At 70.7% G+C, this 24,076-nt stretch carries 12 protein-coding genes; 7 read left to right on the top strand and 5 right to left on the bottom strand.

Translation table 11 applies throughout. From position 1 onward, the window contains the following. Nucleotides 1–50 precede the first annotated feature (50 nt). The 4 genes from OG588_RS48755 to OG588_RS48740 form a co-directional block, all read right to left on the bottom strand. Nucleotides 51–9,182, bottom strand: a complete 9,132-nt coding sequence (locus tag OG588_RS48755; protein ID WP_405953407.1) for an amino acid adenylation domain-containing protein — start codon at nt 9,180–9,182, stop codon at nt 51–53. Next, nucleotides 9,182–13,159 (bottom strand): non-ribosomal peptide synthetase, encoded by a 3,978-nt coding sequence (locus OG588_RS48750; protein WP_405952952.1) that lies wholly within the window; start codon nt 13,157–13,159, stop codon nt 9,182–9,184. Before OG588_RS48750 ends, OG588_RS48755 begins: the two co-directional genes overlap by 1 nt. Nucleotides 13,160–13,638: 479 nt before the next feature. After that, a complete protein-coding gene (locus OG588_RS48745; RefSeq protein WP_405952951.1) occupies nt 13,639–14,025 on the bottom strand; it encodes a signal peptidase I in 387 nt (128 codons plus the stop codon). Between the two features lie 109 nt (nt 14,026–14,134). Beyond that, nucleotides 14,135–15,340: a glycosyltransferase gene (locus OG588_RS48740; RefSeq protein ID WP_405952950.1), complete on the bottom strand. Its 1,206-nt coding sequence runs from the start codon at nt 15,338–15,340 to the stop codon at nt 14,135–14,137. A 479-nt stretch (nt 15,341–15,819) separates the two neighbouring features. Here OG588_RS48740 and OG588_RS48735 point away from each other — a divergent pair, with 479 nt between their 5' ends. Together OG588_RS48735 and OG588_RS48730 are read left to right on the top strand one after the other, a co-directional pair. Further along, the gene (locus OG588_RS48735) at nt 15,820–16,509 is read left to right on the top strand and encodes a hypothetical protein (RefSeq protein WP_405952949.1); all 690 of its coding nucleotides are present in this window, start codon (nt 15,820–15,822) and stop codon (nt 16,507–16,509) included. A gap of 241 nt (nt 16,510–16,750) precedes the next feature. Continuing rightward, nucleotides 16,751–16,912, top strand: coding sequence for a hypothetical protein (locus OG588_RS48730; protein WP_405952948.1), 162 nt, complete (start codon nt 16,751–16,753; stop codon nt 16,910–16,912). A gap of 167 nt (nt 16,913–17,079) precedes the next feature. Here the strand turns inward: OG588_RS48730 and OG588_RS48725 are convergent, their stop codons facing one another. Further along, nucleotides 17,080–17,517, bottom strand: a complete 438-nt coding sequence (locus tag OG588_RS48725) for a RidA family protein (RefSeq protein ID WP_405952947.1) — start codon at nt 17,515–17,517, stop codon at nt 17,080–17,082. Between the two features lie 171 nt (nt 17,518–17,688). On the opposite strand from OG588_RS48725, the gene OG588_RS48720 reads away from it, so the two are divergent. From OG588_RS48720 to OG588_RS48700, 5 genes are all read left to right on the top strand, one after another. Next, nucleotides 17,689–18,528, top strand: a complete 840-nt coding sequence (locus OG588_RS48720) for a fumarylacetoacetate hydrolase family protein (protein WP_405952946.1) — start codon at nt 17,689–17,691, stop codon at nt 18,526–18,528. Between the two features lie 2 nt (nt 18,529–18,530). Then, entirely contained in the window at nt 18,531–19,016 is a 486-nt protein-coding gene (locus OG588_RS48715) for a cupin domain-containing protein (RefSeq protein ID WP_365989314.1), read from the top strand. Then, nucleotides 19,013–19,999 (top strand): acyl-CoA thioesterase, encoded by a 987-nt coding sequence (locus tag OG588_RS48710; RefSeq protein WP_405952945.1) that lies wholly within the window; start codon nt 19,013–19,015, stop codon nt 19,997–19,999. Before OG588_RS48715 ends, OG588_RS48710 begins: the two co-directional genes overlap by 4 nt. A 61-nt stretch (nt 20,000–20,060) precedes the next feature. Beyond that, nucleotides 20,061–21,710: an AMP-binding protein gene (locus OG588_RS48705; RefSeq protein WP_405952944.1), complete on the top strand. Its 1,650-nt coding sequence runs from the start codon at nt 20,061–20,063 to the stop codon at nt 21,708–21,710. After that, on the top strand, nt 21,707–24,061 hold the full coding sequence (locus OG588_RS48700; RefSeq protein ID WP_405952943.1) for a bifunctional salicylyl-CoA 5-hydroxylase/oxidoreductase: 2,355 nt from the start codon (nt 21,707–21,709) through the stop codon (nt 24,059–24,061). The genes OG588_RS48705 and OG588_RS48700 overlap by 4 nt, the downstream gene beginning before the upstream one ends. Nucleotides 24,062–24,076 lie beyond the last annotated feature (15 nt).

Here is a 24,076-nt window from a genome sequence, read left to right as displayed (position 1 = left end):
GGGCGGGGGTGAGGGGGAATAGGGGGCAGAGATGCCGCACGGTGACATCCTCAGGATCTTCCGGCGGGATGGGGCAGCGCGGCAACGGCGGCTTGCGTGGGGGGTGGCACCGCTGCGAGCGCGGCGGCGATCGCTTCCACGTGGGGTGGCGCGACGAGTTCGTAGTGGGTGGCGTCGACGTGGTGAAGGCGGAAGGGGCGGGGCAGATGGGCGTCCCACGCGTCGGGGGCGGTCGGTTCCGGGGCCAACACCCCTTCCTCTACGGGACGCTGGGCGAGCCATATCTCGGCTGGCGTCCGGTGCAGCCGCGGCAGCCGGTGCTCGGCCATGGCGGCGAGGTTGGTCCGGCAGCAGTCCGCGAGACGTTCGGCGTAGGCGCGGCCGGACGCCGACAGCCGTCCCCCACCGTCACCGCTGCCGCTCAACTCCCGGGCGAACACAGCGCCCACCTGCTGTTCGTCGTACGCGGCGAGCCGTTGTCCGGCGCCGGGTGGCGGTGGATCGAGGAGGTGGACGGCGTCGACGGATCGGCCGTCCGCCTCGGCAAGTGCCGCCATGGACAGGGCAGTCCAGGCACCGAACGACCAACCCGCAAGGCGCAGGCGGTAGTCGGGGTCCGGAAACGCGGCCCGGACGGCTTCCAGGTAGTGCGCGGCACGGTCGGCGATCGAGCGGGCGGGTTGCGCCGGGTCGCGTAGTTTCGGGTCGGCGATGAGGCAGATGGTCAACTCGTCGGGCAGGGCCGCCACAAGAGGCCGGTACGCCTGGATGTCGCCGCCGACCGGATGGACCAGGCACAGCACGTCCGGACCCGGTCCGCGCTGCCACACCTCGATGTCCACCGCGGCGGCGGACGCGCGGGTGCCGGTGTCGAGGTGACCGAGGATCTCGGTCAGGCTCACCCGGTGGCTCAGCCGGGACAGGTCGATGTCGGTGCCGTAGCGGCGTTTCACCTCGTCGATGAGTTCCAGCAGGGTGAGCGAGTCGGCGCCGAGGTCGTACAGCGCGGCCTCCGGGTCGACGGTGTCCACGCCGAGCAAGTCGACCAGGATCTCGGTGAGTTCGGCCGTGGGGTCGCCCTGCGCGGGTTGCGCGGAGGGCACCGGCGCGTGTCGCGAGCCGGGGTCCGGCTCGTAGAAGTAGCGAGCCTCGGTCAGGGGCGTGGTGTTGACCATCAGGTGCGGCAACTGCAGATGCAGGGCCTGTTCGAAGACGGCCGCGCCGTCCTCGGGGGTGAGCGCCGCCTTGAGGTGTTCCTGGTGGCGGGCGTCGCTGGTCAGGGCGTGTTGCGCCATGCCGACGTCCCGCCAGGCGTCCCAGCCGATGCTCATCCGGACGGTGGTGGCGTCGTCGCCGGGCGGTGCGTGGTGGGCGTAGGCGTCGAGGCAGGCGTTGGCCGCCGCGTAGTCGAACTGCCCAACTCCACCGAAACGGACCGCCATTGACGAGCAGTAGGCCGCGTAGTCGGGGTCGTGCTCGGCGATGAGCCGTTCGACGAGCAGGGCTCCGCGCAGTTTCGCGGCCGTGGCGCGATGGGCGATCGCGGGGTCACGGCGGGCGAGGAGTCCTCCGGCTGCTGTGCCCGCGGCGTGGACGATGCCGGCGAGGCCGTCGAGATGCGGGGCCAACCGGTCGGCGACCGTGGTCAGTTCGTCCGTCGCGAGGTCGGCCGGGACGAGTGTGACGCGGTCCTGGTACGGCCGTAGTGCGGGCGGTGTCGCGGTCCCCCGGGCGACGAGGACCACGTGGTTGCCGGGGTGCTCCAGGAGGCGGGCGGCCAGGGTGGTGCCGATGCCTCCGGTGCCGCCGAGCACCAGGTGGGTGCCGGGTGCTGCCGAACGGACGGCGGTCGGCGGGGAGTTGAGGACCGGGACCGGTTGGAGGGTGCGCTGCCACCAGAAGCCGTCGCGCAGGGCGGTCGCCGGTTCGGTGATCGTGTCGTCCAGGAGCAGGTCGGGCAGGTGGGCCGCCCAGTCGGCCGGGCGGGATCCGGGCAGGTCGGTCCAGCGCAGGGTCACACCCAGTTCCTGGCGGGGCACTTCGAGAGCGGCGGCGAGCAGGCCCGCCTCAGGAGTGCGGACGGGGCCGGTGACCGGCTGCGCCCCGTGGGAGAGCAGCCAGGCCCGTGGCCGTACGGCGTCCGGTACGTCGGCCAGGGCGCGGGCGAGCGCCGCGACGGTGTCGAGGCAGGCCAACTGGGCTGTCTCCAGGGCGTGTTCATCGAGGCTGCCGTCGAGAGCCAGCGGCAGTGCGTGCAGCCAGTCGACCCCGGGGCCGCCGGAACGGGTGACCCGCTCCAGCACAGCGGCGAGTTGCCCGGTGTCGGCTGGGTCAGCCTCGTAGCGGTCCTCGTCGAGACGGGCGAAGGTCTCTCCGGAGCACACGGTCACCACCCGGGCGTAGTGCCGCTCCAGGAACCGCCACGCCTCGCCGCCCGCGTCCGTGACCACCACGGCGGTGCGGCGCGGTTCGTGCGCGCCGGTGCGGGCTCGGCGCAACCGCGTCCACTGCGGCTGGTGCAGCCACTGGTCGGCGGGCAGCCGCTGCGGTCCGGCCGGTGGCGCCGACATGGGCGTACGCGGGAAGTCGTACTCCGCCGTGTCGAAGGCGGGCGGCGGGAAGTCCCAGGGGGCGGACGCGGGTCCCTCGGGCCATACGAGGGTGTGCCCGGCCGTCCATGCCTCGGCGAGGGCATGGGGGTCCCGGTCCTGGGTCGGGCTGCCGGTCTGCGGGTGCGGCGTCGTGATGTCGGAGAGGGCTTCGAGCCATGCGACGGCGGAGTCGGCGTCCAGGCAGACCGCCGCCGCCCTGTGGCCGAGCACGGGCCGTCCGGCCTGGAGGTGGCGCAGCACCTGCGGATAGGCGTCGGGCCGCGCCCTCAGGTAGGCGGCGATACGGCGTCCGTCCGCGCGTACGGCGGTCTCGGAGCTCCCGGACAGCACCAGGCACGGCACCAACTCGTGTGCGGCGTGCGCGACTTGCGCCACATCCGGGTTTTCGAGGAGCAGGTGGGCGTTGGTCCCGCCGATCCCGAAGCTGCTGACAGCGGCGACTCGCGGCCTGTCCTGGGGCCACGGTTCGGCCGCGACCGGTATGCGGAACGGACCGTCGTCGATCTCGGGGTTGAGCCGATCGAAGTCGGCTGTCGGCGGGACGATCCCGTGGTGCACGGCGAGGACGGCCCGCACCATGCCGACGACGCCCGCGGCGGCGCCCAGGTGTCCGATCTGGCTCTTCACCGACGACAGCGCCACGTGCGCGTCGTCCGCCAGTCCGTACGCCTGGCGCAGTGCGGCCGCTTCCACCGGGTCCCCGAGGCGGGTACCGGTGCCGTGTGCCTCCACATAGCCGAGGTCGGCGCCGCTACGGCCGCTGCGGTGCAGGGCGGTGCGGATCGCGGCGCGTTGCCCGGCCAGGGCCGGGGCGCTGTAACTGAGCTTGTCCGAGCCGTCGTTGTTGATGCCCGAGCCGGTGATGACGGCGTAGACGGTGTCCCCGTCACGGCGGGCGGCGGCGAGGGGCTTGAGAACGACGACGCCGGTTCCACTGGCCCCGACGGTGCCTGCGGCGTCCGCGCTGAAGGGGCGGCAGTGGCCGTCCGGGGAGAAGATGTGCTGCGGTCGGTAGGAGTAGCCGTCGGTCAGTTCGGTGTCGACGAGGACACCGCCGACGAGCATCACGTCCGCGTCGCCCTGCCGCAGCATCCCGGCGGCGACATGCACGCCGACGAGGGAACTGGAGCACGCCGACTGCACGGTGAAGGCGGGCCCGGTCAGGCCGAGGTGGTAGGCGGCCTTGGTGGCCAGGAAGTCCTTCTCGTGGTGCAGCGCGAGCCGGAAGGTGTCGGGGAGTTCGGCCGACTCCGCCTCGCGCAGCATGCGTTGGAAGTAGGTGTTCTCCCCACAGGCGGCGAGGAGTCCGACCCGCTGGGTCGTCGGGTCTCCGATGCCTCCGTGGGCGAGTGCCTCGACGCAGTTCATCAGGAGGTGCCGCTGCTGGGGGTCCATCAGCCGGGCCTCGTGCGGGCTGATCGTGAAGCGGCCGGGGTCGAAGTCGAGCATCCCCGCCAACTGGCTGCGGGCGCCGACCCGGCCGTCCGTCGTCTGGAAGTGCTCGATGCCCCGGCGACCGGAGACCACCAGGTCCCAGAAGGCGGCCAGGTCAGGGGCGCCGGGCAGTCGTACGGCCATCCCGATGACGGCGACGGGTTCATCGGCCCGCTCCCCCGGCAGCCGTGGGGCATCGGAGGTGACGGCGGTCACGACAGCGCCCTCCGTTGTGCGTCCCTCCACAAGGCGGGCCAGCGCGCGAAGGCTGACGTGCTCGAACAACTCCGGGACGGTGAAGGCTAGTTCGTCCTCGCCCGCACAGCGGAGCTGGAAGCGCATCAGGTCCAGGCTGGTGGCGCCCGCGTCGAAGAACCGCTGTTCCACGCCGATGGCCTTGCCGGTCACCGTCTCGAACAGCACGGCCAGCCGCCCCTCCAGCGCTGAGACGGCCGGGGCGGTCACGTCGACGGAGCGCAAGTCACGACCCGGGGCGGTGTACGCCGCCCGGCGATCCAGCTTCCCGCTGGGCGTGCGCGGCAGCTCCGTCAGGCGGCGGAAACGGCTGATGCGCACGTAGGACGGCAGCAGCCCGGCCAGATGGTCCGCGAGATCGGCCGGATCGGGGTCGCCGCCCCGGCATTGCAGGCAGGCCACCAGCTGCCCGCCCTCCACCACCGCGACCGCGTGGGTCACACCGGGATGTTGCAGCAAGGCGGCCTCGACCTGCCCCAACTCCAGCCGGAACCCGCCGAGTTTGACCTGGCTGTCGTCGCGGCCCGCGTAGTGCAGCAGACCCCGCTCGTCGAACCGGGCCAGGTCGCCGGTGCGGTAGAAGGTCCCGAGGTCCGGGTCGTCGGTGAAGCGGTCGCGGTTCGGTGCGTCGTCACCGTCGCCGTCGCCGACGTAGCAGCGGTTGGCCATGACACCACCGATCAGCAACTCGCCGGTGACGCCGGGCGGGACGGGGAGACCGCCCTCGTCGACGACCCGCAGGACGGCGTTCGCCACCGGACGCCCGATCGCGGGGCGCAGCGGCCAGGCGGCGGGGTCGCCGTCGAGGCGGAGGCCGCTGACGACATGGGTCTCGGTGGGGCCGTAGTGGTTGAACAGCCGGGCGTCCGGAAGGCCGCCGAACCAGCGGCGGATCGCGTCGGTGCACACCAACTGCTCACCGGCGGTGACGACTTCGCGCAGCCGGGACGGGAACTGCCCGGTGCGCACGCCGTGTTCGGCGAGGAGTTGCAGGGCGACGTACGGCAGGAAGATCCGCTCCGCTCCCCCGGTCTCCAACTCCCGCAGCAGGGACGGGACATCGTGCCGCCAGCCGGGTTCCACCAGGCGCAGCAGGCCACCGGAGCAAAGGGTCGTGAGGATCTCCTGGAAGGAGACGTCGAAGGACAGCATGGAGAACTGCTGGGTGACTGCGGACCCGCTGAGGCCGCCGTCGGTGCGCTGCCAGGTCAGCAGATTGCACAGGGTCCGGTCGGGGACCTGGACGCCTTTGGGAGTGCCGGTGGAGCCGGACGTGAACAAGGTGTAGAGCGGGCGCAGCCCCTGGTGCGTGGGCAGTTGGGGTACCGCGGTGGGGGTGTCGGCGAGGGTGAGAATGTGCCGGGGCAGGGACGGTGGCGCGATGGCGTCGAGGACGTGTTCGTCCACGGGTGTCACGAGTACGCACAACGGGTCGGCCTGGTCGAGCACATGCCTCAGCAGGGCCGGTGGATAGGCGGGGTCGAGCGGTACGACGGTGAGGTTGAGGCGGGCCGCCGCCAGGAGCGCCACGACATGCTCGACGGAGGGCTGGAGGTAGAGCGCCACGGCCGCCGGGGCTGCGGGATCGGCCGGGAGGCGGGTGCCGAGTGCGGTCGCCAACTCCGCTGCCTGTGCGTCGAGTTCAGTGTAGGTGAGGGTGGTCTCGCCGGTGGTGACGGCCGGGGCGTGCGGGGTGCGGGCCGCCTGTCGGGCGAAGCCGTCTGCGACGGTGGTGAAGTCCGTTGTGCGTGTGGGGCCTTGGCCGTGGTCGGGCAGGGTGCGACGGTAGTGGGCGACCAGTTCGTGCAGGGTGATGGTGGCGTCCGTGTCGCCGGTCAGGTGGTCGAGGGTCTGGCGGAAGAGGCGGGCCGCGGCCTGGGTGCGTTCGGCGCCGATGTCTTCGCGGTACTCCCACAGGCAGTCGAAGCCGGCCGCGTGCTCCACGACCGACAGCGTGAGGGCGCACTTGGCGCCCAGCGGCTCGGGCCACAGTGGCCGCACGTCGCAGCCATCCAGGCGCAGTGCCGAGAAGTCGGTGTTCTCCAGGACAAAGAGGTAGTCGAACAAAGGCGTTCGTTCGCGGAGGGCGGGGTCCGCGAGGACGTCGGCGAGGGCGACCTCCTGGTCCTGGAGCACGGCGCGCACGGCATCGGAGTGGGCCGAGAGCTGAGCGTCCAGTGAGCGGTGCGGCTCCAACGGCAGGTCCAGGAGCACGGTGTTGGCGAACATGCCGACCGTGTCCGCGAATTCGGGGCGGGGCCGGTTCACCACCGGCGTGGCGACCAGCGGACGCCCCTGCCCGGTCACGCCGTACAGGCTCGCGGCGAACGCGGACACCAGCAACTGGAAGCGTGTCAGACCGAGTTGTGCGGCACGGCGGTCCAGCGCGCTGCGGCGGACCAGGTCGAGCGAGGTGCGCAGCAGGCGGGCTCGTGGCGCGTCGGGCGTCGGCAGCGCGGGTGACGGTTCGCCGTCACGGCCGTAGTGGGAGCGCAGCCGGGCGCGGCGGTCCTCGTAGGCGGGGCTGGTGTGCCAACCGCGTTGCCAGCGGGCGAAGTCCAGGGGTGTGAGGGCGGAGTGCGGCTGAGTGCTCCGGGCGGCGCAGGCGTCGGTCAGGTCGCGGAGGAGGAGGTTGAGTGACCAGCCGTCCACGGCGACGTGGTGCAGGTGCAGCAGGAGCAGTCCGCCGTCGGCCTGTGTCACCCAGGCCGTGCGCAGCATCCGGGTGTCGCCGAGGTCGAAGCTGTGGTCGAAGAACCGGTCGGCGGTGGCCTGCCACTCCTCCCCGGGACGTGCTTCGAGGAGCTGCCAGGGGTCGTACGCATCACCGGCCTGTTGGAGCAGCCCGTCGGGGGTGGGGACCAGCCGGGTACGCAGGGCGACATGCCGTTCCACCATCGCGCGCACCGCGCGATGCAGGGCCTCCGTGTCTACGCGACCCCGGACGTGGAAGGCCAACGGCACGTCGTAGGAACGGTTTTCGGGCTCGCGCTGGTGCAGGAGCCAGAGGCGTTCCTGTTCGCTGGTGGCCGGTGCGGTCGGCTCCACGGAGGGGGCGGGCACGGGCGGGTGTTCTCCCGTGGTCGCGTCCGGGGCGTGTACGGCGTCGGCGAGAGCCGCGAAGTCGGACCGCAGGACGAGGTCGTGCGGCAGGTCGACGGCGAAACGGTTGAGGATCTCGAAGCGGAAGCGCAGCGCCTTCAGCGAGTCACCGCCGCTCGCGGCCCAACGGTCGCCGGGGCGGAGGCCGTTGACGGCGAGGATGTCCTCGGCGACCTCCAGCACCCGCCGTTGCGCGGCGCTGACCGGCACGTCACCCTCCTGTGCGGCCCGCCACGGGGCCCCGGCGTCGCGCCGAAGGACGGCCTGGTCGACTTTGCCGTTGGCGTTTCGCGGCAACTCGGCGACGAGGTAGGTGTGGTGGGGGCGCATGTACGAGGGCAGGGCGGCGGCGAGGTGACGGTCGAAGGCGTCGTAGGAGAGTTCGTCGCCCAGGACGAGGAATGCGAGCAGTTCGCTGCGGTCCGCCGCGTCGCGGCGGGTGCATATGTAGGCCTGGCGGACAGCGGGTTGGGCCAGGATCTGCCGCTCCACCTCGCCCGGTTCGATGCGGAAGCCGCGCACCTTGACCTGGCGGTCGGCCCGGCCGACGTAGGTGATCCGGCCTTCGGTGTCCTGGCGTACGAGGTCGCCGGTGCGGTACCAGCGGCGTTCGCCGCCGTTCTCGTGCGGCAGCCGTACGAAGCCGCGCTCCGTCTGTTCGGGAAGGTTGCGGTAGCCGAGGGCCAACGCAGTTCCGGACAGCAGTAGTTCGGCTACTTCGCCCGGCTCGGCGATGCGGTAGTCCTGGGTACGGAGCAGTACGGCGGTGCCGGGGAGCGGGGTGCCGATCGGGATGGTGTCGCCGGCGAAGTCGCGCGGGATGGGGCCGCAGAGGGCGAAGGTCGTCGCCTCCGTCGGCCCGTACACGTTGTGCAGGACGGTGCGGGACGCGGAGTTGGTGTCGTACCAGCGGCGGACGATGCGTGCATTGAGCTGTTCACCGCCGACGAGTACCTGTCCGATGCCGGCGAAGCAGTCCGGTACCTGCTCGACCACCGCGTTGAACAAGGCCGTTGTGATGAACAGGATGTCGACGCCGCGCTCGCTCAGCACCCTGGCGAACCGGGGCGCACTGCGCACCTGTTCGTCGTCGAGCACGACGCAGACGCCGCCGGTCAGGAGCGGGACCCACACCTCGAAACTCAGCGCGTCGAAGGCGGGGTTGGCCAGGCTGGCGAAGCGGGCGCCGGGCCGTAGGTCGAGGTAGCCGGGGCGGGCCAGGCGCAGTACTCCGTCGTCGGTGACCTCGACGCCCTTGGGGTTCCCCGTGCTGCCGGAGGTGTAGAAGACGAAGCCCGTGGCCGTGTCACCGGGCTTCCCCGGAGGCACGGCAGGCGAGACGGGGCCATCGCCGGTCAGGAGCAGGTGGGCATCCAACCCGGCGATGTGTTCCGGCAGTTGAGGCGTGTGCCCGCTGTCGTGGACTACGGCGACGGCGCCCGAGTCGTCCAGGATGTGCCGCCGGCGGTCGGGTGGGCTGAGTCGGTCGAGGGGGACGACGGTGGCTCCGGCGCGGCGGATGCCGAGCATGACGCAGACGAGTTGCCAGGAGCGGGGCAGGTGTACGGCGACCGCGTGGCCGGGGCGGACTCCGGCCGCGTGCAGTCGCGTTGCCACTCGGCCGCTGGCTCGTTCGAGTTCCGCGTAGTCGAGGACCCGGTTGCCGTCCTCGACGGCGATGGCGGTGGGGGTGCGGCGAGCCTGGCCCAGTACGGCCTCGGCGAGGGAGACCGACCTCGTAGGGACCGGGGTGGCTCTGTGGGCATGTCGGAGGTCCATCATGCCTCCCGTATCGGCAGTGCCAACTGGGCGCCGTGGTGGGCCAGTTCGGCGGCGAGCAGGGTGCCGACCTGGGCTGCTCCGACGCCCTCCAGGATCTCCCAGTGGTCGCACTCCATCGGCTCGACGCGGTAGTCGCCCTCGGCGCGGCGCCGCCAGAAGTCGCGGACCTCGGCGTGGAAGGGGGTGTCGTCGCCGTCCGGCACGGCCTGGGCGAGGACGGTGCGTGCCGGGGAGGCGACGGGGAGGTGTTCGCGGGCGGTGAGCCGGTTGTGGTTGTAGAGGTGGAAGTAGCGGTCGACCTGGGCGTCGTCGATGCCGGGGTACATCCCGTTGAACCTCACGAGTTTGTCGCGGAACTCGGCCGCGTCGACGGCGCCGATCTCCGCGCGTGCGGATGCGTCGTCGGTGGCCTGGGTGTCCAGGAGGACGACGCTGACGGCCCGGTGTCCGGCGTGGGCCAGGAGGCGTCCCATCTCGTGGGCGACGAGGCCGCCATAGGACAGGCCGGTCAGGACCAGGGGGGATGCACCGTCGGGTCGGATCAGTCGGAGGTACTCCTCGGCCATGGCCTCCACGCTCGGCAGGAGGTCCTCGTCGGGGTTCACTCCCGGGGACTGGATGCCGTACAGGCCGACGGTCTCGGGGAGGAGTGTGGCCAGGGGGAGGTAGCAGAAGGCGGTGCCACCGGCGGGGTGGACGCAGACGACGCGCGGGCCGGTGCCGGGGCGGAACTCGATGAGGCTGCCGGGGGCGTCGGCGGTGCCGTCCTCGCGCAGCAGGGCGGCGAGTGCCTCGATGGTGGGGCGGGTCATCACCTCGCCTACCGGCAGGCGGCGGCCGAACGTCTCGGTGACGGCGTGGGCCATCTTGATGGCGGAGAGCGAAGTGCCGCCGATCTCGAAGAAGTTGTCGCTGACGCCGATATCGGGGTGGAGCAGGATGCGCTGCCATATGCGGTACAGGCCGTGTTCGATGTGGTCGCGCGGGCTGGCCGTGTTGACCTGGGTGGAGGTCGACTCCTGGGCCAGGCGCAGGAGTTGGGGCCGGTCGAGTTTGCCGCTGCGGTTGAGCGGCAGGGTGTCGAGGTCGAGGAAGACAGCGGGGATCATGTAGTCGGGCAGTAGGCGGGCGAGGGCGGTGCGCCAGTCGTGGGTGGTGCGGGCCGGTGCGGTGCCCCGGCCGATGCCGGCGAGCAGGCGCGGCTGGCCGCTCGCGTCGTGGTCGACGAGGACCGCGGCTTCGCGGACGCCGGGCAGGGCCATGAGCGCGGCCTCGACCTCGGCGGGTTCGATCCGGAATCCGCGGAGTTTGACCTGGTCGTCGGCGCGGCCCATGTAGTGCGCCTGGCCGTCGGGCAGGCGTCGGGCGAGGTCTCCGGTGCGGTAGATCCGTTCGCCGGGCACGAACGGGTCGGGCAGGAAGCGTTCCTTGGTGAGGTCGGGGCGGCCGAGATAGCCGCGGGCCAGCGACGCTCCGCCGAGGTACACCTCCCCCACCACGCCGGGCGGGACGGGTTCCATGCGCCTGTCGAGGATGTACATACGGGTGCCGGGCAGCGGGCGGCCGATGGGGCAGGGCCGCTCCAGTGGGCGGGGGTCGTAGTACGCGGTGCTGTAGAGGGTCGCTTCGGTGGGGCCGTAGCCGAAGCAGATCCGCAGGCCGGGGAGGTGCTGTGTCATGCGGTGCAGGGCGGCTTCGGTGAGCGACTCGACTCCCGTGAGCAGCGTGCGCAGTTGGAGCCCGTGCAGTCGTACGGCCGGGTCCTCGTCGATCCACTTGACGTACGCGGGCGGCAAGAAGGCCTGGGTCACGGCGTGTTCGCGCATCCACGCCAGCAGGGCCTCGGGGTCGCCGCGCAACTCCTCGGGGACGATGTGCAGTTCACCGCCGGTGGTGAGGGGCAGCAGCAGTTCGTGGATCGAGGCGTCGAAGCCGATGCTGGACCAGGCCGAGCCGACCTCGCCGGGGGCGGTGCCCATGCGGGTGTGCCAGGTGGCGAAGAGGTTGAGGACGCTGCGGTGCTCGACCGCGACGCCCTTGGGCCGTCCCGTGGACCCGGAGGTGAAGATCACGTAGGCGAGTCGGTCGGGCGTGGGAGTGATGCCCGCGGGCGGTTCGTGGCGGGTTGCTCCCTCGGCTTCCACAGCTGCCAAGTCGAGCCACTCCGGGGCGCGTTCCGCGCTGTCGTGGTCACTCAGCACGAGGGGGCAGGCCGCGTCCTCGACCATGTTCGCGAGGCGTTCGGCGGGCTGGCCCGGGTCGAGCGGGAGGTAGGCAGCGCCCGCCTTGAGGATGCCCAGGATGCCGACGGCAAGGTCGCAGGACCGCTTCGCGTGGAGGCCGACGACGTCGCCGGGGCGGACGGAACGGGCGACGAGGGCGTGCGCGAGGTGGTTGGCGCGGCGGTCGAGGGCCGCGTAGTCCAGCAAGCCGTCGCGGCCGACGACGGCGGTGCGGGTCGGACGCTCGCGGACCTGGGTCTCGAAGAGTTCGACGAGCCCGGAGGCCGCGTACGGAGCGGCCCCGGAGGTCTCCGGCCGCGTGGCGTCGCCGTCGAGCAGCTCGCGCCGGCGTTCCTGAGGGGACATCAACTCCAGCGCGCGGAGCTCACGTTCGGGGTGGCGTGTCATGTCGGTGAGCAGGTTCCGCAGGTGGCCGGCCCAGCGCTCGGCGGTGATGTGGTCGAGGAGTGCCGTCGCGTAGTCCAGGTACCCGGTGATGCGTCCGTCGGACTCGGTCGCCGAGACGGCGAGGTCGAACTTGGCCGGGGCGTGGGCAATCGGCAGCGGCTGGGCGTCGACTCCGGGCAGGTGCAGCAGGTCCCGCCGTTCGGGCACCCAGGCCAGCATGGTCTGGAACAGCGGCGTGCGGGAGGCGCTGCGCGGCGGGTTGACCAGTTCGACGATCCGCTCGAACGGCAGGTCCTGGTGAGCGAGTGCCTCGCGTACGACGGCGCGGGTGCGGGCGAGGGCCTCGGACACGGTGAGGGAGCCGGACAGATCGATGCGCAACGGAAGGGAGTTGACGAGAAAGCCGATGAGACCGGCCGCGCCCGGGCCGCGCCGGTTGGCGAAGGGGCTGCCGACAACGATGTCCTCCTGCCCGGAGAGACGCGACAGGAGAATCGCCCAGCCGGCCAGCACAGCCACGAAGGGGGTGGCACCGTGCTGTCTCGCGAGGCTGCGGAGCCCGGCGGTGACCTCGGCGTCGAGGCTGAACTCGGCCCGGCCGCCCTCGTATTGCTGTTCCGTCGGCCGCGGACGGTCGGTGGGCAGGTCCAGGACGGGCGGCGCGCCGTGCAGCGCGCGGCGCCAGTGGTCCTCCTGGGCGGCGAGCCCACCGTCGAGGACGGCTTGTTCCCGGGTCTGCACGTGGTCGGCAAACTGCACCGCGAGCGGGGGCAGCGGGTTCGGGGCGCCTGCCGCGAACGCCTCGTAGATCCGGCCGAGTTCGTCCATCATGACGTTCATCGAGACGCCGTCGTAGATGCTGTGATGGAACGTCAGCAGGAGTACATGGCGGTCCGGTCCCAGCGCGAGGAGGCGTCCGCGCCCGAGGGGGCCGGTGTCGAGGTCGAACGACCTTTGTTCCTCGTCGAGTTGGCGGGCGGCGACGCGTGCCGCGGAGTCATCGGCCGCGGCGAGGTCCTCGAAGGTCAGGGCGAATCCCCCGCCGGGTGGGTCGATGTGCTGGTGCACGTCCCCTTCGGTGGCCAACAGCCTCGTCCGCAGCGTCTCATGACGGTCGGTCAGCTCGTCGAAGGCTCGGGACAGCAGGTCGACATCGAGCGGGCCGGTCAGGGAGAAGGCGATCGTCTCGTTGTACGCGGCGTTCGCGCCCGGGAGTTGGGCCAGGAACCACAGTCGCCGCTGGGCGAAGGAGGCCGGTCGGACGCGGGGCGCCGACTCGGCGTCGTCCGTGGCCGTTTCGGTTGACGCGCATGGAGTGGGGACAGGGTGGGGGGTGGTGTGCACCGGCGGTACCTGGCCTTCCCATCGGGGTGGGGCGGGGTGACATCGGGAGTGACGAGCCGGGATCACCGGACTGCCGTCGGTCCTGGCTCGGCGCGCTCGCCGTCGAGTGGGCGTCGTGGTGGGGGGCGGGGCCGACGGCCGGGATGCGCGGGGCGAGTCCACGCAGCGAAGAGTCCTATAGCGGCCGGGCGATTCGATAAATTCGATTCCCGAAATAACTGGCCAATTACCTGGTCACATTGTTTTCCTGCACACCCGGATTCCCTTCCGGAACTCCGTGACACAGCCGTAATCATCAATCACAGGATCAGGACATGTCAATACTCGACATTCCGCAACACTGCACAGAACACCCACACCGAAAAAGAGTCCCACGAAACTCGCATATCGGAAGAAAGGTTCCACAACGTCACGCGTTTTTCCCCGGAGTGCCGAGAAACGCCGTGCCGGGCAAAGAGGACCTCATATTCCGGCGGACCTCACGGACTCATCCGCTCTTCCTCCTGCGGTACGGCGTATCCAGGCACAGAAGGCCAGCGCACAGTGAGTACCACGGACTCGTCCTCCGCGACCCAGGAGTGATCCACCCCCTGGCCCCAGACGACATAGTCGCCCTGTTCTTCCAACAGCACGCTTCGACCGGGGAACTCCATACGGAAGCGACCTGAGATCAGGACCAGGACAGCTGCGCGCACTTCGCCCTTCACCCACTGCGCTCGCTGTTCGCCACGCGGGTGAACGCCCCATTTGACCTCCACAGCGTCGCTGTGGAGAGGACTGCCTTCCTCCTTGAAGTGCCCGAGCAGCCACCCCCGGTCCAGTGCCGCGTCCTTGCCCGCATTACCCACGTACACGCCGTCTTCCATGCGCCGGAACGCTAGCAGCCGACCTCCGCGGCAGTGACAGGGTGCCGAGCGCCTGTGCGCACGCCTGCCAGAGTTCCAGCGGGATTCCCGCCGACCGGGCCTGCCCCGCTCACCGGATGGCGTCGAGGAGCAGGTTCGCGGCCACCGCCGCTCCGTCGGTGCGGATCCTGCTGCCCACAGCCTTGGCCCGAGCCCGTGTCTCAGGTGCCAGGGCCGTCTTGAACGCGACGTTCAAGGACTCGGTCGTCGGGGTCGGAGTGTCGAGTGCCGCACCGAGATCCAGGTCTGCCACCTGACCGGCCCAGTAGGGGTTGTCCGCCAACTGGAGAGGTACCACCACTTGCGGCGCACCCGCCCGAGCGGCCGTCAGCGTCGTGCCCGCACCCCCGTGGTGGACCACCGCGGCCACCCTCCCGAAGAGACTCTGATGGCTGACCTCGCCGATGGCGAGGCAGTCGTCCCTGTCGTCGCCCAGGTCCAGGTCCGCCCAGCCGCGGGAGACGAGTACGCGGTGATCCTGTGCGCGGATCACCTCGACGGCCCTGCGGGCGATGTCCGGGGACGGACGTATGCTGCCGAAACCCACGTAGACCGGCGGCGCGCCCGCGTCCAGGAACGTCAACAGCTCGGCCGGCAGGGGGCGTTCGTCCGGCAGCGTCCACGCACCCGTCTGGATCACGTCGAGGCCCGGGGTCTTCCGCCACGGTCCCAGGACCGGGTCCGCCGCCAGCCACGGCCGATCGGTGAAGACGTGATCACGGACGTTGTCCACCGGCGGCAGACCGAGAGCTGCCCGGTGTCCGTTGAGCGGCTCGGCGAACTGCGCGTTCACACTGCGGGCGTCCAGCTCCCACAGCGTCAGATTGTCGTCCGCCTCCGGATCCGGCCAGCCCGGCCGCGGTGGCGGCGCATGGTAGGGCGAGGGCAGGTTGACCGCCGAATAGCTCGTGTACACGTAGCGGATGCCCGCGGCCTCGGCCACGGACCGCGCGGCGATCTGCGCCAGGCCCGCCGCCACCAGCGCGTCACATCCGTCGAGCGCCGCAGGGAAGATGTCGAACTGTGCCTCGAGCATCTCGGTCCGGTACCGGGACAGATCCGCCGCCGACGGCAGCGTCGTCCCGCTCATCAACGCCCGCACGGGTGGCCCGACCGGCACCAGTTGCACCCCGAGACCTGCCAGTCGCTGCGCGAACTCCTCGTCGGGCGGGGCGCACATCCGCACCTCCGCGCCGAGCTCCCGCAGCCGCACCGCGAGTGCCACCAGCGGTTCGACATCGCCCCGCGTCCCGTACGTGGACAACAGCACCCGCATTCCGCGACCTCTTTCGCTCGGTCTTCCCGTACGTCTCGGCCCGTGCCCGCCCGGGTCTCGAGCGGTCCTCGTCGACGGCGCGGGGTCGGCGGCAGCGGGTGCGCGGCAGCAGTGTACGTCGCGTGATCGTGAACGCGGCAGTAGTCCTCGAACACCGGGTTACCGGTATCCGCGCGCGCCTCGCCGTCGCCCGGGTGGACACGCAAGTCGGCGCCGTCGTAGCGGACTTGGAAGCGCTCGGCGCCTGCCGAGTGCCGGTTCCGGAGTGCCGTACGGTGACCGACGGCCGGTCTCGTCCCTCTCGTGGGCCAACTCGGCTGTTTCGACGCCGACTTCTTCCTTCACCGGCAGCGGCGAATACCCACCGGGCACCTTGGGGACAATCTCGTCGATCAACGCCCCCAGCCCGTACCCGGCGAAGTGCGCAAGGTTCCCGATCGTCGACACAATCTGAGAGCCACTCCATGCATAGTTCGTCCGTGCCCGTTCCTGACGTTTCGATCATCTTGCCCTGCGCCGGATTCGCGACGCGCTTCGGGGCGCCCTACTCGAAGGAGCTGCACTGTCTGGCTCCCGGGGTCACCGTGCTGGACCGCAGCCTGGAGGCCGTTGTCGAGCTGGCCAAGAGCGGACTCAATGTGCGCCTGGTCGTCGTGTTCGGGGCACACAAGCTGGACACAGTGAGCTATCTCGCGCGGTACGCCGACACCTTTCAAATGGTCTTCGTCTACCAGGACCATTCGCTCGAACCAGATCTCGACGGCGCCATCCGGTCCGCCCTGCCGATGACGCAGGGACCGGTGGCCCTCGTCCTGCCCGACATCGTTGTCTCCGGCGCGGGCAGTGCCGGCAGTCTCCTCGCCGCACTGCGACAGACAGAGGTCGCGGGCTGGAGCGTTGTGGCCGCCGAGGAGCGGGACCCCGACATCCTCCGGCAGATGGGCGCGCTGGCCGTGGTCGAGGGGGACGGCATCGTGGCGGTCCGGGCGGCCACCGACAAGCCATCGGATCCGTCGGGCTTCAACGCGTTCTGGGGCATGGTGGCAGTCGCCGAGGAGGAGGCACACCGGTTGCCCGACGTCGCGAGCAAAGGGGCGGACAGCCCGCTGGCCGGTGCGGTCGCGCTCATCGTGGAGCGAATCGTCAACTACAACACCACCATGGGCTGACTCCGGGGGCACGACGAACTCGTGCGCGGGAGGCGCTGCGCACGCTCGCCGGGATCATCGACCGTCTCGGTATGTCACGAGTCGATCACTGGATTCACCTGCCGAGCAGTTCGACCCGGTCGCAACGGCGGCGAACCACGCGGGAACTGCGACAACCGCCGTCGGCCGACCCGCACCAGATGGCGGACCAGCCGCACGGGGTCTACCGGGCCGCCGGTTCGGGCATCGGTGGCGCGGACGCGTGCCCGCCTCCGACCTCCGCGTCCTTGTCGGCCGCGTACGCAACTGCCCCGGCCCCCGAGTCCCGCGCACCAGCCAGGTCGACGGCCGCCGCAATCAGCACCGGGGGACGCCGGTGCCGCTCGACTCGATCGGCCGGGAGAACCCGCCGCCCTCGGTGTGAACGACATGGGTTCGTCGAGTCAGGCAGCAGGTCGTACCGCCACCCCGGTGTCTTCAGCGCCGACAGGCCCGCACGGAGTAATCGCACCCTCGGCCGGACCAGCCTGACCAACACCTCCACCGCGCTCGGCGATCACCAGGGCTCTTTGCCACGGCCACGGCGATCCATCACACCTTGGGGCCGTCCCGGCCTTCCGCCCGGATGAGCCGCTCGTCCGGAATCACCGCGACCCCGAGAATCTCGATCATCGCCTCAGGCTGCCACAGCGCGGTCGTGCCGATCCCCGCCATCGCCGGATAGACCGGCCCCGCAAGCTCGCGCCAGACCTTCCCGATCTCCTTGCCGTGCGCCTGGTAGTCGGGGATGTCGGTGAGGTAGATGGTCAGGCTCACCAGGTCCTCGGGGATACCGCCCGCCGCCCGCAACGTGGTGAGCACGTTGCCGAAGGCCTGTCGGAACTGCTCGACGATGCCGCCGGGGACGATCCGCATGTCCGCGTCCAGGGCCGTCTGTCCGCCCAGATACAGCGTGTTGCCGCTCAGGGTGCCGTGCGAGTAGCCGCTCGGTGCGGGGAGCGAGGGCGGGTTCACCGGGATCGGAGTCATTGCTGGTTGCTCCTCGGATGGATCGGACGGGCCGGACCGGACTGGACGGGCTGACTCAAGCAGCGTAGCTCATCTATTGACTGTTTTCGACGGTCGTGAAAATCTCGCTATAACGCAGCCCGGTCACCGACCACGGTCCGGACGCCGCCCCCACCCCGAGGGAGTACGCCCATGAAGCTCGCCACCGTGGCCCACGGAGGCCGCACCACGGCCGCCGTGCTCGACGGCGACCGCTGGCGGGCGCTGCCGGCCGACGACCTCTCCGCGCTGCTGACGACCACCGAACCCGACCGCATCGCCGGCCTCGCCGGGGCCGAACTACCCGACGCCACTCCCGTGTTGCCGCTGCCCTCACCGCGCAAGGTCGTCTGCTGCGGCCTCAATTACGGCGATCACATCACCGAGATGGGCCGCGAGCTTCCCGCCCACCCCACGCTCTTCGCCAAGTACGCCGACACGCTCATCGGCCCCGAGGACGACCTGATCCTCCCGCCCGGCGTCGACGTGGACTGGGAGGCCGAGCTCGCCGTCGTCGTGGGAGCGGAGCTCTACCACGCGGACCGGGGCACCGCCGAACGCGCGATCGCCGGATACACCGTCGCCAACGACATCAGCGTGCGGGACTGGCAGAAGCGCACGCTCCAGTGGTTCCAGGGCAAGGCGTGGGACCGCACCACCCCGCTCGGACCGGTGGTCGTCACGCCCGACGAGCTCGACCCGGTCGCGGGCGTCGAGGTGATCTGCCGGGTCAACGGCGTCGAGCGGCAGCGCGGAAACACGAGCACGCTGGTGTTCGACGCCGCCGATCTGCTCGCCTACATCTCCACCTTCACGGTCCTGCGCCCCGGCGACCTCGTCCTCACCGGCACCCCCGGTGGCGTGGGCTCGGGCATGAACCCGCCGGTCTTCCTCGCCGACGGCGACCTCATCGAGACCGGCATCCCCGGCATCGGCACCCTGCGCAACCGCTTCCGCCGCACCGCCCTCCGCCGCACCGACTCCAGGAGCTGATCATGGAACCCGACTTCTCCAAGTACGTCCTAGAGGGCGACAACTCGTCGTACGCGAACGAGTCCGGCCTGGTCGTACCGGTCGTGACCCGTGCCGGTCTGGAGTTCGGTGCCACCGGCCAGTCCGCCGGCGCGAGCCGGATCTCCGGTGTCTCCGTCCAGCACACACCCGCCACCAAGCTGTGGTTCGGGAAGGTGAGCAACGAGTCGGGCTACCGCTCGGTCCCGCACCACCACGGCGAGGCCGAGACCGGCGGCTACGTCCTCTCCGGTCGGGCCCGGATCTATTTCGGTGAACGGTTCGAGGACTACCTCGACCTCTCGGAGGGCGACTGGGTCTTCGTGCCGCCGTTCATGCCGCACGTCGAGTGCAACCTCGACCGCAACAACCCGCTGACCTGGATGACGACCCGCACCCCGGAGAACATCGTGGTCAACCTGGACGAGGTGGCCGACGCCGACCTCCGCGACTGGCTGGACCGGCCGTGAACGACACCCAGAGCACCAGCTCCGACTCCCGAAGCACCAGCTCGGACTCCCGAGCCACCAACACCGACGTCCGCGCGGACGCCCGCTCCGCCCCGACCTCGGCGATCTTCACCGCCGCGATCGCCCTCACCCCCACCGAGCCCGAGCACTTCGACCTCGCCTTCACGGCGACCACCCAGCCCTGCCCCTGGCCGAAGGCCTACGGCGGTGACATGGTCGCCCAGGCCACGGCCGCCGCGATGCGCTCGGTCGAGGGCAAGACGCTGCACTCGATGCACTCCTACTTCCTGCGGCCGGTCGACATCGGCGCCCAAGTCCGTTACGAAGTCGAGCTGTTGCGCGACGGCCGCGGATACGCCACCCGCCAGGTCCGCGGCTTCCAGAACGGCAAGCCCGTCTACACCTGCCTCGCCAACTTCGCCGCGGGTGAGCCCGGTGCCACCTACGCCGCCGAGCCCCCTGCCGGCGTACCGGATCCCACCGAACTGCCCAGCTCCGCCTCGTACTTGCGCGAGACCTCCGCTCCCCGGGGCACGATGACCGACACCTCCGAGGCGTACTGGAGCGGCGGCCGCAGCTTCGACATGCGGCACGTTCCCGGACCCGTCTACCTCACGGTCGAGGGTGAGCGCGTTCCCCAACAGGCCGTGTGGGTAAGGCCGTTCGACGCCCTGCGTCCCGTCGACGGTCTCACCGACGAGCAGCGCGACCTCGCCGCGCTCGCCTACGTCTGCGACTACACGATCCTCGAACCCGTCCTTCGCGTACTGGACTTGCCGTGGGCCCTGCCCGGACTCATCACCGCAAGCCTCGACCACGCCATGTGGTTCCACCGGCCCGCCCCCATGGACGGCTGGCTCCTCTACGCCCAGGAAGCCGTCGCCGCCGACGCCGGTCGCGGCCTCGCCGTCGGCCGCTTCTTCACCCCCTCCGGTACTCACCTGGCCACCGTTGTCCAGGAAGGCCTGATCCGCAGCTCTTGATTCCCACGCAGCTCCTGATCCCTGCACGGCCCGCCCCCGGCCTGCGGAAAGGACCCTCCCGATGGACCAGTTGGACCTCTCGCCCTCCGCCTATCCGGACACGTTCGCCCGCGACCACCTCCCGCCGCGCGCCCAGTGGCCGGTCCTGGAGTTCACCACCGACGAACTCCGCTACCCCGAGCGCCTCAACGCCGGCGTCGAGCTGATCGACGTCCCCACCGCCCGCTTCGGCCCCGACCGCCCGGCCCTGCGCACACCCGAGGGCGAGGTGTGGACCTACGGCGAACTCCTGCGCCGCGCCAACCAGATCGCCCACGTCCTCGCCGACGACCTCGGTCTGGTCCCCGGCAACCGGGTGCTCCTGCGCTCCCCCAACAACCCCTGGACCGTGGCCTGTTGGCTCGGCACCCTCAAGGCCGGCGGCATCGTCGTCACCACCATGGCGGCCCTGCGCGCCCGCGAACTCACCCCGGTCGTCGAGAAGACCCGCCCGACCGTCGCCCTCGTCGACCACCGCTTCACGGCCGACGTCGAAGCCGTACGCGACACCGTCCTGCCGGACCTCAGGATCGTGCCGTACGGCGGCGACGCGCCCAACGACCTGACGCGCCAAGTGTCCGCGAAACCGGCCGAGTTCACCGCGGTCGACACCGCCGCCGACGACGTCGCCCTCTTCGGACCCACCTCGGGCAGCACCGGCGTACCGAAGATCACCACCCACTTCCACCGCGACATCCTGTCGATCGACAACACCTTCGGCCGGCACACGCTCCGCCTGCGGTCCGACGATCTCGTGTCGTGCACCGCCCCGCTCGCCTTCACCTTCGGCCTCGGCATCCTGGTCGTCTGCGCCCTGCGGGCCGGTGCCTGCGCGCTGCTGACGGAGGCCGTGGCGCCGGAGCCGCTCGCCGAGTTGGTCGCCGAGGCGGGCGTCACCGTACTGGCGACCGCGCCCACGGCATACCGGCAGATCCTCAAGGCCGGCAAGGCGGACCGGCTGCACGGTCTGCGCGGTGCGGTCAGCGCCGGGGAGCACATACCGGAGGAAGTGTGGGAGCAACTCCACACGGAGACCGGGATCAAGGTCATCGACGGCATCGGCGCCACCGAGATGATCCACATCTTCATCTCCGCCGCCGGTGACGACATCCGGCCCGGATCGACCGGAAGGCCGGTGCCCGGTTATCGCGCCACCGTTCTCGACCTGGACGGTGAGGAGGTCGGTCCCGGTGTCGAGGGGCGGCTGGCCGTGATCGGCCCGGTCGGCTGTCGCTATCTCGACGACCAGCGCCAGGCGAACTACGTGGTGCACGGCTGGAACGTCACCGGCGACACCTTCGTGCGCGACGAGGACGGCTACTTCTACTACCGCACCCGCACGGACAACATGATCGTGTCCTCCGGCTACAACATCGGCGGTCCCGAGGTCGAGTCCGCGATCAACACCCACCCGGACGTCGTCGAGTCGGCGGTGGTCGCCAAGCCCGATCCCGAACGGGGCTCTGTGGTCTGCGCGTTCGTCGTCCTGGCCGAGGGAGCCGTCGGCGACGACGCCAAGGTCAAGGACATCCAGAACCACGTCAAGGCGCAGCTGGCGCCGTACAAGTACCCGCGGGCGGTGCGTTTTTGCGACGCGCTGCCCCGCAACACCAGCGGAAAACTTCAGCACTTCCTGCTGCGCCGGATCGTCGAGAAGGAGAACCAGGCATGAGGATCGCGATCGTGGGCGGCGGGCCTGGTGGGCTGTATCTCGCCGCGCTGATGAAGCAGCTCGACCCCGCGCATGAGATCACCGTGTGGGAACGGAACGCGCCCGACGACACCTTCGGCTTCGGTGTGGTCTTCTCCGACGAGACCCTCGGCGGCATCGAGAACGCGGACACCGTCGTGCACGACGCGATGGAGAGCCGGTTCGCGCGCTGGACCGACATCGACATCGAGTTCGACGGCCACCCCTTCACAGTCGGCGGCCAGGGCTTCGCGGCGATGGCCCGCAAGGACCTGCTGCACATCCTCCAGGAGCGGGCCGCCGAACTCGGCGTCACCGTCCACTACCGGACCCTCGCCCCGGAAGTGGACGAACTGCGCGTCTCCTACGACCTCGTGGTCGCGGCGGACGGCATCAACTCGGCCGTGCGCACCAAGTACGCCGACGCCTTCGTCCCCTCTCTCGACCAGCGGACCAACAAGTACATGTGGCTGGGCACCGACCGGGTCTTCGAGGCATTCCAATTCCTCGTCAAGCAGACCGAGTTCGGCACCATGCAGATCCACGGCTACCCCTTCTCCGACTCGGGCTCGACCTTCATCGTCGAGATGGCGGAGGACGTGTGGCGCAAGGCGGGCCTCGACGTGACGGAGGGCACGCAGTTCCCGCCCGGCATCAGTGACGAGGAGTCGGTGAACCGGATCCGCGAGATCTTCGCCGGGGAACTCGCCGGACACGCGCTCCTGACCAACAACTCCCGGTGGCTGAACTTCACGACGGTCCGGAACGAGCGCTGGCACCACCACAACGTGGTCCTGCTCGGCGACGCCGCCCACACCGCGCACTTCTCGATCGGCTCCGGCACCAAGCTGGCCATGGAGGATGCCCTCGCGCTCGCCGCGTGTCTGCACGAACACCCCACCGTGGACGAGGCGTTGACGGCGTACGAGACCGAGCGCCGCCCGGTGGTGGAGTCCACCCAGCGCGCCGCCCAGGCCTCCCTCGAGTGGTTCGAGAACATCGGCCGCTACGCCGATCAGGACCCCGCGCAGTTCTGCTTCAACCTGCTCACGCGGTCCCGCCGGATCACCTTCGACAACCTCAAGGACCGCGACCCCGGCTTCGCCGACCTGATCGAGCGCGGCTTCGCCGAAGCGCAGGGCCGCACCGAGTCGGTCCCGGCGATGTTCCAGCCGTTCTCCATCGGCGGCTTGGAACTGAAGAACCGGATCATCGTCTCGCCGATGGACATGTACTCCGCCGTCGACGGAGTACCGGACGACTTCCACGTCGTCCACCTCGGCTCCAAGGCACTCGGCGGCGCCGGCCTGGTCATGACCGAGATGGTCTGCGTGTCCCCCGAGGCCCGCATCACCCCGGGCTGCACGGGCCTGTGGAACGACACCCAGCGCGACGCGTGGACCCGGGTCACCGACTTCGTCCACGACCGCAGCACCGCGAAGATCGGTCTCCAGCTGGGCCATGCGGGCCGGAAGGGCTCAACTCGGCTGATGTGGGAGGGCATTGACGAGCCCCTCACCGGGGGGAACTGGGAGGTCGTAGGCCCGTCGCCACTGCCCTACGGCACGGGCTGCCACACACCGCGCGAGATGACCCGTGCCGACATGGACGCGGTCGTGGCCGATTTCGTGGCCGCCGCCCGGCGAGGCGCCGAGGCAGGCTTCGACCTCCTCGAAGTCCACGCGGCTCACGGCTACTTGCTCTCCTCCTTCCTCTCCCCCGTCGCCAACCACCGCACCGACGAGTACGGCGGCGACTTGACCAACCGGCTGCGCTTCCCGCTGGAGGCCTTCGACGCCGTACGGTCCGCCTTCCCCGCCGACCGCCCGGTGACGGTGCGGATCTCCGCCACCGACTGGACCCCCGACGGCAACACCGAGCACGACGCGGTCGAGATCGCGCGGGCGTTCGTCGCGCACGGCGCGGCGGCCGTCGATGTGTCCTCCGGCCAGGTCACCAAGGACGAGAGGCCGGCGTACGGCCGCTCGTACCAGACCCCGTTCGCCGACCGCATCCGGCACGAGGTCGCCGCTCCGGCGGGCGCGGCCGTGATCGCCGTAGGAGCGATCTCGTCGTACGACGACGTCAACTCGATCCTGCTCGCCGGGCGTGCCGACCTGTGCGCGCTCGGCCGTACGCACCTCTACAACCCGCAGTGGACGCTGCAGGCGGCGGCCGAGCAGGAGTACCGCGGTCCGGGCGCCGACTGGCCGGCGCAGTTCGCGGCCGGTCGCCGCAAGCCGCCCACCTCGCGCACCGACGCGGTCCGCCCGCGCCTCGCGCTGCTGCGGGAGACCCCGCGGGACGCCGTGCACCTGCGGTGGACCCCATGAGTGGCCCCTTCGGCG

It is taken from the genome of Streptomyces prunicolor (assembly GCF_045162825.1).
GTDB classification, from domain to species: domain Bacteria; phylum Actinomycetota; class Actinomycetes; order Streptomycetales; family Streptomycetaceae; genus Streptomyces; species Streptomyces prunicolor.
This window is presented reverse-complemented; position numbering and strand designations above follow the sequence as displayed.